Raw genomic sequence first — 15459 nt, 5'->3', positions numbered from 1 at the left:
AGGGCCGGCCAGCCTCACTCCCCTAAGGTGACTTATTCAGGCACACCAAAGGTCAGCGCGGCCCACAAGGTTTCCCATACGATATCCGCCTGTTCGGCCAGATCCGCCGAGGGTTCGCGCAGATAGACGTGATCCACGAGGTAGCTGTGTCCTGCCTTGACCGGCAGGGTCGCAATCCCGTCGGCATCGGTGCGGTGCAAGGTGATCTCAACCGAGCCGTCGGGGGCTTTTTCAAACAGCTCCACCTGTCCGTCGGCCTTCAGGTCGTCCAGCACATAAAGCTGCACGCGCAGACCGTCCGACAGATCGGCTGTGTAGGGGTTGTCCAGCGCTACGAATTCCACCGCCAGCCCGGTGCGGAAATCCCGCCCCAGGGACGACCCGACCCCGACCAGCGATTTGGCGAACCTCCAGTATCCTTCGCGGAACCCTTCACGGGGCAATCCACGGGCGTCGTGGCGCGCTTCGATATCCTGAAAATCCTTGTGGTCGGCAAAATTCAGAAATTTCTGCCATTCGGTATAGGGCAGGGTCGACATGCGCGACTGGTAGCTGACCACGTGCAGGCCTTCGCCAAAAGGCTCTGTATCCAGGGCGGGCGACGACCCGATCCGGTTTTCCACATCCGCCTGCCGCATGCCCGACGAAATGGTAAAACGGTCAAACCGCAAGGGCAGATAGGCCACGGTTGATCCTGCGAATTCTTGCCCGTTGACAAGGATACCCTGCACCGTAGTGTCCGATTCAATCTGATAGTCCAGCGGTTCAATCCAGAATTCATGGGATTGGGCGGGCAGGGCGGACATAATAGTAAAAAGGGCGGCAAGGATGCGCATTGTAAACTCCGGTTGGGTTGGGGCTAAGGTGACACTGGGATGGCTGGTGTCAATGGCCGCGTTGGTATGGATCACGGCGGCGTCATCGGTGGCTGCACATGAGGTCTTGCCCACGATCGGCGATATGGAGGCCGTCGACGGCCGCCTGACCTTCAGCCTTGAGGGCAATTTCGAAAGCCTTGTGGCAGGAATTGATCTTGACGGGTTGGAAGACACCGAAAACGCGCCCCAGGCCGAAACATATGATGCCTTGCGCGCCCAGGATCCGGCGGCATTCGAGGCTGCGTTCCGCAGCTATTGGCCCACGATGGCCGAAGACATCACTGTTCTGGTCAACGGAGAAGAGGCGCCACTGACCCTTGACGCCGTGATGGTCCCCGAGGTCGGCGATGTAGAGGTCGTGCGCCAGTCCACCGTTCGGTTTTCCGCGCCTCTGCCGGAAGACGCCGCGACGATGCAGATCGAATGGCCCGCCGAGTACGGCGTGCTGGTTCTGCGTCAGATGGGCGTCGAAGGCGGCTGGGACGGATATCTGTCCGGCGGCGGCCTGACCGAAGAGGTCCTTTTGGGCGGCGGCAACGAGATGACCGGATGGGAGGCGTTTTTCCGCTTTATCCCCGTAGGTGTCGAACACATCGTGCCTTTGGGTCTGGATCACATCCTGTTTGTTTTGGGGCTGTTCTTTCTGGCCGCACGCATCCGTCCTCTGTTGTGGCAGGTCACGGCGTTTACGGCCGCGCACACCGTGACGCTGGCGCTGGCGACGTTGGGGATTGTCAACATCCCCGATGAATACATGTGGATCGTGGAAAGCATCATCGCGGCGTCGATTGTCTACATCGCGGTCGAGAACATCTTTACCGACGGGCTGAACCCGTGGCGGCCCGCGATTATCTTCGGCTTCGGGCTGTTGCACGGGCTCGGCTTTGCCTCCGTTCTGACGGCCTATGGCCTGCCGGACGGTGCGGTCATTCCGGCCCTTCTGGGCTTTAACATCGGGGTGGAACTGGGCCAGCTTTTGTGCATCGCGGTGGCCTTCATCATCGTGGTCAGCGCCATCCGGTTGAGCGAGGACGGCAAGGTGAACCGTGGTGCGGCCTGGGCTTACATGGCGATCGCGATTGTGGCCGTGCCTGTGGCGATGATCCCGATTTCGGCCATGGGCCCAGACGCGGTAGAGGCCTATTTGCCGCTGCTGTTTATGGTCGCAGCGCTCAGCGGGCTGTGTTCGGCGTCCTGCGCGGTGGAACGGTTTGACACCTACCGCCACATGGTCGCCATGCCGGCCAGTATCGCCATCGCACTGGTGGGTGCCTACTGGGTGGTGGAGCGCGTGTTCCTCTGAGGGGCGTTAACCTTCTCACAACCACGGCGGCAAGTAATCGGGGCCGGGTAACGGTTCATTAGTGACCTTTGGGATAGGGCTGTTTCATGGAACTCCGTGGGACAGCCCGATGACCGACCTGATGAAAATGACAACGACATTCGTGGATGCGATCGCGTTGATCATGGCCTTGATCCTGATGATCAGTCTGTTGCAACGCGGCGGCGGACGGCCCTTGCGGAACAAGGCTGTGATGGGCGCGCTCTTTTCCTTTGCGCTGGTCATGTCCATGTCCGATCCGATCATCCTGCCCAACAACACGGGCATCTTTGACATGCGGGCGCTTTTGGTGGGCACGGCGGCGGCCCTTTTGGGCCCGATTGCCGGGGCGATCACGCTGGGTGTCGGCATCCTGTATCGCGCCTATATCGGACAGCCCGGTGTCGTGCCTGCGGTTGTGGGCATGGCAACAGTGTTTGCCATGGGCTGTCTGTGGCGGGTGTTTATCAAGGATCTGAACCTGGCAAAATGGGCCAAGTCGCTGATCCTCGGCATCCTTTTGTCCAGTCAGGGCGTTGCGATCTTTGCCACGCCGCAAGCCATGTGGGCTGATCTGTTCACCAACCTTTTCCCTTATATGGTCGTCTCGAGCGTGCTCGGCTCGCTCCTGATCCACTACCTGATTACGGGCGAGTTTTCCTTTATCTCCGAAGCGCAGGCCTCCATGGTCAATGCCAACACCGATCATCTGACCGGACTGCTGAACCGGCGCGGGCTTGATCTGACCTATCCGCAGCTCAATTCCAAACTGCCCTCAACAGCGGGGCGGGCGCTGCTGTATTTTGACGTGGACCGGTTCAAGCAGACCAATGACACCTACGGACATTCGGTTGGGGACGACGTGTTGCGGCATGTGGTCAAACTGGTTTCCAACAACTTGCGGATGGACGATGTCTTTGTCCGGCTGGGCGGTGACGAATTTGCGGTGATCCTGCCCAATATTGACGCTCAAGAGGCGGAAACCATTGCGGAACGCTGCCGCGAAGTCGTGTCAAACGCTGGCTTCGAAGTGGACTGCGACGCCTTGCCATTGTCCATTTCTGTCGGTGCCGTCTGGATGCGGTCGCCCGTCGAGATCGACAAGATGCTGGAGGCTGCGGACCGCGCCCTCTATCAGGCCAAGTCCAAAGGGCGCAATGCTGTGGTCTTTCTGGCAGGCCTCAAGGTCCTGCAAGGGGCCAAGGATCAGGCGGATGCGTTCCGTCATCAGGTCGCCTGACGCGACAACGGATGGCTTGCTGGTGAATGCTGGCCGGTCATAAAGCCCCACTCGCATATTGGGGGCTTGCGCATCGGACACCCGCCTTTTATACGCGCGACACGAAATCCCCAGACGGGGGCGGGTGCATTGGGGAGACATCCCAAGACATCCACCGGTTGGGCCTGTGTCACCCATGTGGGGCAGGGGCCTGATACCCCCGTCGAGGCTGAAACCGGAAAGGAAACGACCATGGCTCTTCCAGAGTTTACCATGCGCCAGCTGCTTGAGGCCGGCGTTCACTTCGGACACCAGACACAGCGCTGGAACCCGAAAATGCAAGAATTCATCTACGGCGCCCGCAACGGCATCCACATCATGGACCTCACACAGACGGTTCCCATGCTGGATCAGGCCCTGCAGGTTGTGCGCGATACTGTCTCCAAAGGCGGCCGCGTGCTGTTTGTTGGCACCAAGCGTCAGGCACAGGCGCCGATCAAGGACGCTGCTGAGAAATCCGCACAGTTCTACATGAACCACCGTTGGCTGGGCGGCACGCTGACCAACTGGCAGACTGTGTCCCAGTCGATCAACCGCCTCAAGGCGATCGACGAAGCAGCCGAGCGTGGCTTCGAAGGCCTGACCAAGAAAGAACGTCTTGGCATGGAACGTGAGCAGGGCAAACTGCAGGCGTCTTTGGGCGGCATCCGCGAAATGGGCGGTGTTCCTGATCTGCTGTTCGTCATCGACGTCAACAAGGAAGATCTGGCCATCGCCGAAGCCAAGAAGCTGGGCATTCCGGTCGTGGCTGTCGTTGACACCAACTGTTCCCCTGCAGGCGTGGATTACATTATCCCCGGCAACGATGACGCGGCGCGCGCGATTGCGCTTTACACCGATCTGGCCGCCCGTGCCGCGCTGGATGGCATGTCCGCGCAGATGGGTGCCGCCGGCATCGACATCGGCGAAATGGAAGCCTCGGTCGAAGAAGAACTTGCACCTGCGTCCACCGGTGTCGAAACCGGCGCAGTGTCTGACGAGACGGCCCACGACGATGTGGCCGCCAAGGATGACGGCCTTCTCGACAAGCTGGAATCCACGCAAGAGACCGTTGAAGCCGCAAAAGGCTGACAGTTTAACTTGTCAAAATCCTGAACCCGGACGCGACACCGTTTGCGTCCGGACAAATCTTACCGTTAAGGAGACCAAAGATGGCGATTACAGCTGCATTGGTGAAAGAACTGCGCGACAGCACAGGCGCAGGCATGATGGACGCGAAAAAGGCGCTGACCGAAACCGACGGCGACATGGAGGCGGCGGTCGATTGGCTGCGCACCAAGGGCCTGGCGAAGGCGGCAAAGAAATCCGGCCGCACGGCGGCGGAAGGTCTGGTGGCTGTCGCTGTCAAAGACGGCAAGGGCATCGCGGTTGAAGTAAACTCCGAAACCGATTTTGTCGGCAAGAACGCCGATTTCCAGAAGATGGTTGCGGGTATCGCCGATGTGGCCCTGTCTGTGGATGACGTCAACGGGTTGAAAGCAGCCGACATGGGCGGCAAGACCGTTGAACAGACCGTGACCGACGCGGTTGCCGTGATCGGCGAAAACATGTCCGTGCGCCGCATGGCGGCTCTGACAGGTGAAACAGTCGTCACTTACGTCCACAACGCGGCCGCCCCTGGTATGGGCAAGATCGGCGTGTTGGTTGCCATGACAGGCGGCGACGAAGCCTTGGGCAAACAGATTGCGATGCACATCGCCGCTGTAAACCCAGCCGCTTTGTCCGAGGCCGACATGGACAGCGCCGTGGTCGAGAAGGAAAAGCAGGTTCAGATGGATATTGCCCGGGAGTCAGGCAAACCCGAGGCTGTGATCGAAAAAATGATCGTTGGCCGTATGAAGAAGTTCGTGGCCGAATCCACGCTGCTGAACCAGTCCTTCGTCGTCAATCCCGACGTGACCGTGGGGCAGGCGGCGGCTGATGCAGGCGCCAAGATCACGGGCTTTGCCCGTCTTGAAGTCGGCGAAGGCATCGAGGTCGAAAAAGAAGATTTTGCTGCCGAAGTGGCCAAGGCTGCACAGGGCGGCTAAACTTTAAGATCGCCCTAGAACGCATTGAAAGGCCGCCATATTTTGGCGGCCTTTTTCTTTGCCTACGATGGTGCGGCCCCGCTTTGGGAGAAAGCGGGACCGCTACGTTGCGCATCTCAGGGATAGGTAAACTGCGCAACAGACACTGATTGTCGACCTGTCAAAGGCTAAGCCCGAACAGGCCGACGTCCGGTTACCCGGCGCCCCTTCGCTGGCCTTGAAATCACAAGGGTTCGAAGACGCTGTTCCCAGGCCTAAGGCCACCACTCACGGAACAGGACCATCTTCACATTTACCTAGGGTAAACCACAGTCCGGAATCCCTTACCCGGTCCTAAAACATGGATTTGAGACTGGGTTTGCAAGATATTTGTGCGAATTCTGACTACGCTGCCTCTGAATCGATCACAAACATCTGATTGTAGAACGCAGCCTTTAGGACAGCCTGTGCGGTGGTTTCCACATCCAGCGCCTCACGCGCGAGGCGGAGATGTTTTTCGATCGTTGCGGGCGTCAGTTCCAGCAAGATCGCGATATCCTGCGTGGTCTTGCCATCGCCAACCCATTGCAACACCTCACGTTGACGTTTTGTCAGCTGACGTTGGGAATACGGAAGTGTCTGGATTTTCAGGTGCATAACATTGTTCATCACCGTGATGGCATCGCCGTGTTCGGCCCAGATGTCCTCAACGTCGTCCTGGGTCAGACCGGGGCGCGCTGTCAGTGCCATCGCACCCTTGGTGCGTTCGGACACGCTGAGAAAGCTGACGGTGTAGCCTGCGGTCACATTCTGACTGATATTGAAATCCACGGCGGCTTTTTCAGGTTCCAGGATGTTTCCCGGTTCGGACATCCAACGCCAGCTGCATGCGCCAGTGTTGTTCAGCGCCCAACGGACCATGGGCGCGCGGTAGATGTGCCCGTGGCTGAGGAAACCTTCCATAAAGGTGTCGCCATGGTTGGTCAGCAGGACCCAATCCTGAGGGTCGCCCAATGATCCGCCGCTGCGATAGCGGGTAAAGCCGTAGATCAAACGGTCGAACCCGTAGGCGGCCATCGCGTCTGTATGCAGCGACCACAGCTGTTCTACGGACGGGGCATTGGTCACACGGTCCAGATAGGTGAGGAATGTATCCATGGCCTATGCGTAGCATTGATCGGCAAGGCGCGAAACATTTTTTACTTTTCGGTCAAACCGGATGCATTGCCTGCGGTAAAGCACTGATCATTCAACCAAATTCTCTTCCACATAAATTTTACATAATACTGATTATGAGAATTGTATAACTTGGTTCCGCAACCAATGATTTGGTAATTTATCCGGCCCACCCCGTTTACCACGAAAAAGACCGGAGCCTGACGGACAGGCCCCGGTCTGTTTCTGGATGGTCAGACGATCCTTACTGGATCAATTCTGCCTGCCACGCACCGTCGACAATGACGGACTTGGAGAAGTTGCCGGCCACATCGCCGTTTTCGTCAAAGTCCTGATTGCCTGCAGCACCTTCGTAGTTGATCTCACCACCAGCGGCGAGGATCTCTTTCGCTTTGGCCCATTCGCCCGGCAGGATGACTTCGCCGGGGCCGGATGCGATGGCACGCAGGCTTTCGGCGATGGCGGCGCGGTCGTCAGAGCCTGCGGCTTCGATCGCCAGCGCCATCATGAAGGTCGCGTCATAGCCGTTGGCCACAAACGGATCGGAGGCTGGCACCCCTGCCTCGTCCGCGATGGCTTTCCATGCGGCGAAGGACGGTGTGCTGTCGTCGGAGGCAGATGTCGTGAAAGTCGACGTCATCAGGTTCTCTGCGCCGATCTGTTCGATCAGTTCATCAGACAACATGCCGTCAGCACCGATGAAGTTGGTGAAGGCACCGGTTTCCAGCGCGTTGCGCATCAGCGTGATGCCGCCAGACCCGTAGTAGGAGAACAGAGCGAGGTTTTCGGACGTCGCACCGATGGTGGCAACTTCGGAGCGGTAGGACGCTTTGTTCGGCTCGTGTGCTTCGTTCGCGGTCACAGTGCCGCCAAGGTCTGTGTAGGCCTGCACGAAGACTTCCGCGATGGCGGCATTGTAGTCGTCGTTGGCATAGCTGACGGCGATGTTGTCAAAGCCGTTGGCCAGCGCCAGTTCAGCCAGAGCCACGCCCTGATACGCGTCGGAGGCCGCAGCGCGGAACACCAGATCGGTGCCGTCTTCCATGTTGGTGATGGCTGGGCTGGATGCGGACACGGACAGTGTCACAACGCCTGCCGGGATCGACACGGATTCAGCCTGCGCGATGGTCGCACCGGAACAGACAGGACCCACGATCGCAGAGACGGAGTTTACGTTGATCAGCTTGGTCACAGCGTCGACAGCCGCCGTTGGATCACACGCGGAATCCGCGCGGATGATGTTGAGCGTTTCGCCGTCCGCGAACATGCCGCCCTGTGCGTTGACGTTGGCAGCCGCCAGATCAACAGCCGCAGCAATTGGTGCGTTCAGGTCAGGAATTGGGCCGGTCATGGCCATTGGGTTGCCGATATTGACGTCGGCCATGGCAGAGGTCGCCATGCACGTGGCCGCAGTGGCCAGAAGGATCTTTTTCATTTGGTTTCTCCCGTTGCACCCGCGGTCGTTTTTTCGGCCTTCGGTGATGCGGGTCTCACCTCAGGTAGTATCCCACCGGGATAGCGTTGCAGGATCACTTGCATCAGGATGCCGATCAGCATCATGCGCAGGAACCCTGCCCTCGTTGCCAGGATCGACGGATCAAGCGTGCTGAACACAGCGCCCACAAGGTCGATCATGCCTGCGATCAGTAGCTCTGACGCGGACCAGATTGTCCAGATCAGAAATGCGCCCAAAACAGCGCCACGGTTGTTGCCGGACCCGCCTGCGATCAGCATGACCCAGACAAGGAAGGTTACTTTGGACGGGTCAAAGGTGTTCGTGGGTTCGATCAGACGCAAGTGCTGCGCAAACAGCGCCCCGCCCAGCCCCATGATGGCGGCGCCAATCACGAACGCCTCAATCCGGCGTTTGGTCACGTCCTTACCGGCGGCACGGCTGGCCGGTTCGTTTTCACGAATGGCGGTCATCATGCGGCCCCAAGGCGACGTGCGTGCACGTTCGAGCATTTTGTAAATGATGAAGACAATCAGCAGGATCGTGCCTGCAAACAGCGGCTGCCAGTACCAGTTGGGCAGGCTGGCAAAGAACGCCTCCCATTGTTCGGGGCTTGCAAACCACGACATGGGCCAGCTGGTGTAAAATCGTTCCTCGCTGAAATGCTCCCACGAACGCGGGATTTTGTTGATGCCGCGCGGGCCGTTGGTGATGTCGGTTTCATTCTTGAAGATCAGCTTGATGATTTCCGCGATGCCGATGGTGGCGATGGCCAGATAATCCGACCGCAACCGGATACACACGAGGCCAATCAGCCCCGCAATCAACGCCGCAATCGCCATGGCCACGGCCATGCCCACGGGCAATGGCAGGCCAAAGCCCCCGATGTGGAAGGTCGATTCCGCCGTCGTTAAAAGCGCATAGGTATAGGCGCCCACGGCGACAAAGCCCACGATGCCTGCGTTAAACAGCCCCGCGAAGCCCCATTGCACGTTCAGGCCCAAGGCGAAGATGGCGTAGATGCCCCCCACGGTGAGCAAGGAAAGAAGGTAAAGGAAATATCCCAGATAGGCTTCCATATCAGAACGACCTCCCCTTGAAGAGCCCTTGCGGACGCACGATCAACATCACCACCATGATCGCAAAGGCGACACCGGTTTTATAGCCCGGCGACAACAGCGGCGTGTCGCCGATCCAAGGATAGGCGCTGAGTTCCTCGGCCAGACCAATCACCAACCCGCCGAAGACCGCGCCATAGGGCTTGCCGATCCCGCCCAGAATGGCGGCGGCAAACATGGGCAGCAACATGCGGAACCCCATGGTGGTTTCCAAGGTTTGCGTGTCCATCACAAGGAACACACCGGCCGCTGTCGCGCAAACACCGCCTACGATCCACGTGGCACGGATGACCATATCGACGTTGATGCCGGTCACATGGGCCAGATCAGGGCTGTCGGACACCGCGCGCATGGCTTTGCCGATCCGCGTGCGGTTCAACAGGTAGCCCAAGGCCACAACCAGCACGATGGTGCCCAGAAAAATCCAGATATGTTTGTTGGGCATGATGATCATTGCACCCCAATCGGCGGTGATCTCTCGCAGGACCGCATTGGGTTGCGAAATGCCGCGCACGAAGGCGATTTGGTTGGGCCCCCAGATGACCTGCACAGCGGACCGGATGATCAGCATCACACCAAAGGACGCGATCACGATCTTGATCGTGTCGGCCTTGCGGAACGGTTTGTAAAACCACCGGTCACAGAGCAAAAACAGACCAATCACAAAGATCGCGGCAAAGGGCAGCGCCACCAGCGGGTGGATCACAAGGCCCGCTGCCCCCACCAGTGTCATCAAGGTCCAGGCGATATAAGCCCCCGACATCATGATCTCACCATGGGCGAAGTTGGCGAACCGCAGGATGCCAAAGGTCAGCGTGATGCCGATGGCCCCCAGCGCATAGATACAGCCCAGCACAAGACCGGGGATGAGGTAGAAGTTTACGAATTCAAAGCCGAATGCGTCCCACATATCAGTGCCCCCCGCCCAAGAACATGCGTGCAATTTCAGGATCGCCAGCAAGGCCAGCCCCCGTGCCCTCGTGGCGGTTGGCCCCGTCGACCAACACATAGCCACGGTCAGACACACCCAATGCTTGCTTGGCATTTTGTTCAACAATTAGAATGGGAACACCGGTGTTTTTAATCTTCTGAATGGTGGCAAAAATCTCACCCCGATACTTGGGGCTGAGGCCCGCAGTGGGTTCATCCAGCAACAAAATCTTGGCATCCACCATCAGCGCCTTGGCCATGGCGACCATCTGACGTTGCCCGCCTGACAGCGACCCCGCCGCCTGATTGCGTTTCTCGCTGAGGTCGGGGAAAAGGTCATACATCTCATCCAGCCGAGCCTCGACCCCGCTTGGCCGCGTCCAAGCGCCCATTTCCAAATTTTCTTGAACGCTGAGGTTCACAAACACATTGTTGGTCTGCGGCACATACGAAATGCCACGCTCGATGACCTTTTGCGCGGGCGTGTCGGTGATGTTTTCACCGTTCAGCTCGACCGATCCTTCGCGGATGTTCAAAAGCCCCAGTACCGATTTCATCGCCGTCGACTTCCCTGCCCCGTTCGGGCCGATGATCGCCACGATTTCGTTGGGCATCACATGCAGCGACAGATCATGGAGGATTTCCGTCTGGCCATAGCCGGCCTTCAGGTTGTTAAGGGACAGCACAGGCGTCATACGACTTCTCCGCCAAAATAGGCGTCGATGACGCGGGTGTCGTTGCGGACCTCATCCATCGTGCCTTGCATCAAAACCTGACCTTCGGCCAGCACAACAACCTTGCCGCAGAGCCGCGCGATCATGTCCATGTCATGTTCGATGATGCAGAAGGTATAGCCACGATCCTGATTTAATTGTTCAATCATTTCAGCGACTTTGCGCATGAGCGTGGGGTTCACCCCTGCCCCGGGTTCATCCAGCAGAACAACCTTGCTGTCGTTCATCATGGTGCGCCCGATCTCAAGCAGCTTTTTCTGACCGCCAGACAAGTTACCTGCCAGTTCTTCGCCCACATGGGTCAGACCAAGAAATTCAAGCGTATCGCGGGCCAGTTCAATCACCTCAGCCTCACGCTTTTTGACGCGGCCGTTTGCAAACCAGCTGGACCAGATGCTTTCGCCGGTCTGATCGGGGGCGGCGACCATCAGGTTTTCAATGGACGTCATGCGCGCATATTCGTGGGACAGCTGGAACGTCCGCATCAGCCCCTTGTGATAAAGGGTATCGGTGCTTTGTCCGGTGATATCCTCGCCCATCAGTGTGATCTTGCCCGCTGTCGGCGGCAGTTCACCTGCGATCATGTTGAAGGTGGTGGTTTTGCCCGCACCGTTGGGGCCGATCAGCCCGACGATCGCGCCGCGCTCAACCTCAAAATCCACGCCGCGCACGGCTTGCAGGCCGCCAAAGCTTTTGGTCAACCCAGCGACGCTGAGAACCGTATCCGTTGCCATTGTGCCCCTCTCCCAAGGTCTGGCCCTGACCTGCGCGTTGATCGCGCCTGATTCAGGATGCGAATTGCTAGCAAGGCTTGGGGCCCGTTTCCATGGGGAATCGTCACATTGGGGGGCAAACCCCGCGTCAAAAGGCAAAACGGCGCCCCGATTGCGCGGGACGCCGTCGTTTGTTCTGTGTTTCGGGATTACTTCAGGTCAAAGCGATCCAGCTCCATCACCTTCACCCATGCGGATACGAAGTCATTCAGGAACTTCTGCTCTGCATCGGCGGAGGCGTAGACCTCAGCCAAGGACCGCAGGATGGAGTTTGACCCGAAGACCAGATCGACCTGTGTGCCGGTCCATTTCAGATCACCGGACTGACGGTCGCGGCCTTCCATGATGCCGCTGTCCGCGCCTTTGGGGGCCCAGACGGTGTTCATGTCCAGCAGGTTCTTGAAGAACGACTGGTCCAGCGCGCCGGGTGTGTCGGTGAACACACCGTGCGTCGTGCCACCGGTGTTGGCCCCGATGACCCGCAGGCCACCGACCAGAACGGTCATCTCCGGTGCAGTCAGGGTCAACAGCTGGGCACGGTCCACCAGATGTTCGGCAGAAGACCGGATCGCACCGCTTTTGATGTAGTTGCGGAAACCGTCTGCCTTGGGTTCAAGCCAAGCGTAGCTTTCCACATCGGTCATCTCTTGCGTGGCATCTGTGCGGCCCGGGTTAAACGGTACTGTGATGTCGTGGCCTGCCGCTTTCGCAGCCATTTCAACGCCCACGCCACCGGCCAGCACAATCGTGTCGGCCAGCGACACGTCCTTGCCAAAGGCCGCGCGGACCTCTTCCAGCTTGGCCAATGCTTTGTCCAACTCCGCCGGATCGTTCACCGCCCAGTTTTTCGCAGGGTCCAGACGGACGCGCGCGCCATTGGCCCCGCCCCGTTTGTCGGACCCACGGAAAGACGCCGCAGAGGCCCAAGCGGTTTTCACCAGTTCAGAGGCCGTCAGACCACTGTCCGCAATCGCCGCTTTCAGCGCATCCACATCGGCACCCGCGATCAGATCGTGGGTCACGGCGGGCACGGGGTCCTGCCAGCTTTCAGGCTGATCGGGGACGTATTTGCCCAAGCCAAGCTCATAAGGGCCCATGTCGCGGTGGGTCAGCTTGTACCATGCCTTGGCAAAAGCCTTGGCGAACTTGTCAGGATTGGCATGGAAATCGCGGCTGATCTTTTCGTAGGCCGGGTCCATGCGCATCGCCATGTCGGCGGTGGTCATCATGATGAAGGTTTTGCCTTCGCCGTCCGCCGTGGGGGCCATGTCCTCTTCTTTAAGGTCCTTTGGCTGCCACTGGTTGGCACCGGCGGGGGATTTGGTCAGCTCCCACTCATACCCGAAGAGCATGTCGAAATAGGACATATCCCACTGGGTCGGCGTAGGTGTCCACGCGCCCTCAATGCCGGAGGTAATCGTGTCAACGCCGTGGCCCTTGCCAAAGCCCTGCTTCCAGCCAAGGCCCTGTTCGGCGATATCCGCGCCCTCAGGCTCGGCCCCGACGTAGGCCTCGGGATCGGCGGCACCGTGGGCTTTGCCGAAGGTGTGACCGCCCGCGACCAAGGCGACGGTTTCCTCGTCGTTCATGGCCATCTTGGCGAATGTTTCACGCACGTCATGGGCCGAGAGCAGCGGGTCAGGATTGCCCATGGGGCCTTCGGGGTTGACGTAAATCAGGCCCATCTGAACGGCGGCCAGATTGCCGATCAATTCACGCGGATCATCATAGCGCATGGCGTCATCGCCCAGCCATTCGGTCTCAGGCCCCCAATAAACATCCTCCTCAGGCTCCCACACATCGGCACGGCCACCTGCGAAGCCGTGGGTTTTGAAGCCCATGGATTCAAGCGCCACATTGCCCGCAAGGATCATCAGGTCCGCCCAGCTTAGGTTCGCACCGTATTTCTGTTTGATTGGCCACAGCAAACGACGCGCCTTGTCCAAGTTGCCGTTGTCCGGCCAAGAGTTCAGCGGTGCGAACCGCTGCTGGCCAGACCCCGCGCCGCCACGGCCATCGCCCACACGGTACGTCCCGGCAGAGTGCCAAGCCATGCGAATCATCAAGCCGCCGTAATGGCCATAATCTGCTGGCCACCACTCCTGACTGTCGGTCATGAACGCGGTCAGGTCTGCGATCACTGCATCCAGATCAAGCTGCTTGAAGGCCTCGGCATAGTCGAAATCGCCGCCCATCGGATCGCCGCCCGGATGGTTCTGGTGCAGCGGCTTGAGGTTGAGCGCATTGGGCCACCAATGCTGGTTGGCCGTGGTGCCCGTCGCCTGACGCGGCCCGTGGATCACGGGGCATTTGGCTTGGGAATCGTTCATGTCTTTTTCGACGGTGCCGTCCATTGGGGTGGTCCTCCAGATGCTGAATTTGGCACCGGTCTAGCAAGGCTGCATCATTAGTTGAACTTGTATTTTCTGATGGGTTCGATAAGGCAGGGTTATGAACAACCTGACCCTCAAACAGATGCGGTATTTTGAGGCCGTGGCCGAACACCGACACTTCGGACATGCCGCCGATGCGGTCGGAATTTCCCAACCGGCCTTGTCCATGCAGATCAAGGATTTGGAAGCGACCTTGGGCGCGCAACTGTTTGAACGGGCCTCACGTCAGGTGCGTCTGACCCGTCTGGGCGAGGATCTGGCGCCCCGCGTGCGGGCCATTCTGCGGTCCGTTGATGAGGTTGCGGATTTGGCGCGGTCATCCCAACAGGCCATGTCGGGACGTGTGCGCATCGGCGTGATTCCTACGATTGCACCCTATCTGCTGCCGTCGTTTATCGGCCATCTAACCCGTGACCACCCGACGTTGGACATCCACATCCGCGAAACCCTTACCCCGAAGCTGATCACGGAACTCGGGGACGGCCGTATTGATGCGGCCATCGTGGCCCTGCCCGTGTCAGAACCGTCGTTCGAAGAGGTCGCCATTTTCGACGAAGACTTCGTGCTGGTCCGCCCGGATGAGGATGCCGACAGACCCGTGCCCGCCGCGCGGGATTTGGCAAAGATGCAGTTGTTGTTGCTGGAAGAAGGCCATTGTTTTCGCGACCAGGCGCTTGCGTTTTGCTCCATGCGGTCGGCCTTGCCGCGTGAGGGGTTGGACGGGTCGTCGCTTTCGACCCTTGTGCAACTGGTCGGGGCTGGCATTGGTGTGACGCTGATCCCGCAAATGGCCGTGGCGGTGGAAACGCGGTCGGCCAATGTGTCTGTGGCGCGGTTTGACGCGCCCTGCCCCAAACGCACCATCGGGATGATCTGGCGCAAGACGTCGCCCTTGGCCGATCAATTCCGCGTCATCGCAGACAGCGTGAAAAAAGCCGCCAGCGCGTTGCCTTAAAGCCTGTCGCGCAATCCGTACCAAATCATCGCCAGTGCAAGCAGCGGCGACCGCAGCGCCGCACCACCCGGAAAGCGCGGGCTGGGCAAGGTCGCGAAGAGATCAAACCGTTCCGCCTGCCCCTGCACCGCCTCCGCGGCGAGTTTGCCGCCCAAGGTCGCCATAGCGACCCCGTGGCCCGAATAGCCCGAGATCGACAATACGCGGTCCGATACACGTGCAAAATGCGGCAAGCGGTTCATGGTGATGCCCAAGGTGCCGCCCCAGGCATAATCAATCTGCACGTTCTTAAGCTGCGGAAAAATCTGGCCCATGGGTTTGCGCACAGTCGCCGCAATGTCGCGGGGGAAGCGGTAGCCGTAGCTTTCCCCGCCACCAAACAGCAGACGATTGTCATCGGAAAGGCGGAAATAATTGATGACGAACTTGCTGTCGGCCAC

14 protein-coding genes are annotated in these 15459 nt (G+C 59.1%); 5 read left to right on the top strand and 9 right to left on the bottom strand.

Features of this window, described 5'->3' with window-relative positions; all coding sequences use genetic code 11:
- Positions 1-32: 32 nt before the first annotated feature.
- The gene (locus QZ653_RS10060; protein WP_296419927.1) at positions 33-806 is read right to left on the bottom strand and encodes a DUF4198 domain-containing protein; all 774 of its coding nucleotides are present in this window, start codon (positions 804-806) and stop codon (positions 33-35) included.
- 22 nt (positions 807-828) lie between these two features.
- On the opposite strand from QZ653_RS10060, the gene QZ653_RS10055 reads away from it, so the two are divergent.
- The 4 genes from QZ653_RS10055 (at position 829) to tsf (ending at position 5508) form a co-directional block, all read left to right on the top strand.
- The gene (locus QZ653_RS10055; protein WP_296419926.1) at positions 829-2181 is read left to right on the top strand and encodes a HupE/UreJ family protein; all 1353 of its coding nucleotides are present in this window, start codon (positions 829-831) and stop codon (positions 2179-2181) included.
- A gap of 109 nt (positions 2182-2290) precedes the next feature.
- A complete protein-coding gene (locus QZ653_RS10050) occupies positions 2291-3439 on the top strand; it encodes a sensor domain-containing diguanylate cyclase (protein ID WP_296419925.1) in 1149 nt (382 codons plus the stop codon).
- A 231-nt stretch (positions 3440-3670) separates the two neighbouring features.
- Positions 3671-4549: a 30S ribosomal protein S2 gene (gene rpsB / locus QZ653_RS10045; protein ID WP_296419924.1), complete on the top strand. Its 879-nt coding sequence runs from the start codon at positions 3671-3673 to the stop codon at positions 4547-4549.
- A gap of 80 nt (positions 4550-4629) precedes the next feature.
- Positions 4630-5508 (top strand): translation elongation factor Ts, encoded by an 879-nt coding sequence (tsf, locus tag QZ653_RS10040; RefSeq protein ID WP_296419923.1) that lies wholly within the window; start codon positions 4630-4632, stop codon positions 5506-5508.
- 384 nt (positions 5509-5892) lie between these two features.
- Here tsf and QZ653_RS10035 read toward each other — a convergent pair whose 3' ends face one another.
- The 7 genes from QZ653_RS10035 to katG all read right to left on the bottom strand — a co-directional run bounded on the left by QZ653_RS10035 (position 5893) and on the right by katG (position 14025).
- Positions 5893-6645: a LuxR family transcriptional regulator gene (locus QZ653_RS10035; RefSeq protein WP_296419922.1), complete on the bottom strand. Its 753-nt coding sequence runs from the start codon at positions 6643-6645 to the stop codon at positions 5893-5895.
- A gap of 262 nt (positions 6646-6907) precedes the next feature.
- Entirely contained in the window at positions 6908-8098 is a 1191-nt protein-coding gene (locus QZ653_RS10030; protein ID WP_296419921.1) for an ABC transporter substrate-binding protein, read from the bottom strand.
- Positions 8095-9195 carry a branched-chain amino acid ABC transporter permease gene (locus QZ653_RS10025; RefSeq protein WP_296419920.1) on the bottom strand — a complete coding sequence of 367 codons (1101 nt, stop codon included), beginning with the start codon at positions 9193-9195 and terminating at the stop codon, positions 8095-8097. Before QZ653_RS10025 ends, QZ653_RS10030 begins: the two co-directional genes overlap by 4 nt.
- 1 nt (position 9196) lies before the next feature.
- Entirely contained in the window at positions 9197-10144 is a 948-nt protein-coding gene (locus QZ653_RS10020) for a branched-chain amino acid ABC transporter permease (RefSeq protein ID WP_296419919.1), read from the bottom strand.
- A 1-nt stretch (position 10145) separates the two neighbouring features.
- Positions 10146-10859: an ABC transporter ATP-binding protein gene (locus QZ653_RS10015; RefSeq protein ID WP_296419918.1), complete on the bottom strand. Its 714-nt coding sequence runs from the start codon at positions 10857-10859 to the stop codon at positions 10146-10148.
- Positions 10856-11632 carry an ABC transporter ATP-binding protein gene (locus QZ653_RS10010; protein WP_296419917.1) on the bottom strand — a complete coding sequence of 259 codons (777 nt, stop codon included), beginning with the start codon at positions 11630-11632 and terminating at the stop codon, positions 10856-10858. The genes QZ653_RS10015 and QZ653_RS10010 overlap by 4 nt, the downstream gene beginning before the upstream one ends.
- Positions 11633-11820: 188 nt before the next feature.
- Entirely contained in the window at positions 11821-14025 is a 2205-nt protein-coding gene (gene katG, locus QZ653_RS10005) for a catalase/peroxidase HPI (RefSeq protein ID WP_296419916.1), read from the bottom strand.
- Between the two features lie 97 nt (positions 14026-14122).
- Here katG and QZ653_RS10000 point away from each other — a divergent pair, with 97 nt between their 5' ends.
- A complete protein-coding gene (locus QZ653_RS10000; RefSeq protein WP_296419915.1) occupies positions 14123-15019 on the top strand; it encodes a hydrogen peroxide-inducible genes activator in 897 nt (298 codons plus the stop codon).
- Here QZ653_RS10000 and QZ653_RS09995 read toward each other — a convergent pair.
- Positions 15016-15459: NAD(P)/FAD-dependent oxidoreductase (locus tag QZ653_RS09995; protein ID WP_296419914.1), on the bottom strand; the 444-nt coding region annotated here is incomplete at its 5' end. The two genes, QZ653_RS10000 and QZ653_RS09995, sit on opposite strands and share 4 nt — an antisense overlap.

This window comes from Pseudooctadecabacter sp. (assembly GCF_020627745.1).
Taxonomy (GTDB): Bacteria; Pseudomonadota; Alphaproteobacteria; order Rhodobacterales; family Rhodobacteraceae; genus Octadecabacter.
This window is presented reverse-complemented; position numbering and strand designations above follow the sequence as displayed.

Coding starts and splice junctions, on each gene's coding strand:
- QZ653_RS10055 (WP_296419926.1), top strand. CDS start 829: ATGCGCATTGTAAACTCCGGTTGGGTTGGGGCTAAGGTGACACTGGGA.
- QZ653_RS10020 (WP_296419919.1), bottom strand. CDS start 10,144: ATGTGGGACGCATTCGGCTTTGAATTCGTAAACTTCTACCTCATCCCC.
- QZ653_RS10030 (WP_296419921.1), bottom strand. CDS start 8,098: ATGAAAAAGATCCTTCTGGCCACTGCGGCCACGTGCATGGCGACCTCT.
- QZ653_RS10025 (WP_296419920.1), bottom strand. CDS start 9,195: ATGGAAGCCTATCTGGGATATTTCCTTTACCTTCTTTCCTTGCTCACC.
- rpsB (WP_296419924.1), top strand. CDS start 3,671: ATGGCTCTTCCAGAGTTTACCATGCGCCAGCTGCTTGAGGCCGGCGTT.
- QZ653_RS10060 (WP_296419927.1), bottom strand. CDS start 806: ATGTCCGCCCTGCCCGCCCAATCCCATGAATTCTGGATTGAACCGCTG.
- katG (WP_296419916.1), bottom strand. CDS start 14,025: ATGGACGGCACCGTCGAAAAAGACATGAACGATTCCCAAGCCAAATGC.
- QZ653_RS10010 (WP_296419917.1), bottom strand. CDS start 11,632: ATGGCAACGGATACGGTTCTCAGCGTCGCTGGGTTGACCAAAAGCTTT.
- QZ653_RS10000 (WP_296419915.1), top strand. CDS start 14,123: ATGAACAACCTGACCCTCAAACAGATGCGGTATTTTGAGGCCGTGGCC.
- QZ653_RS10015 (WP_296419918.1), bottom strand. CDS start 10,859: ATGACGCCTGTGCTGTCCCTTAACAACCTGAAGGCCGGCTATGGCCAG.
- QZ653_RS10050 (WP_296419925.1), top strand. CDS start 2,291: ATGACCGACCTGATGAAAATGACAACGACATTCGTGGATGCGATCGCG.
- QZ653_RS10035 (WP_296419922.1), bottom strand. CDS start 6,645: ATGGATACATTCCTCACCTATCTGGACCGTGTGACCAATGCCCCGTCC.
- tsf (WP_296419923.1), top strand. CDS start 4,630: ATGGCGATTACAGCTGCATTGGTGAAAGAACTGCGCGACAGCACAGGC.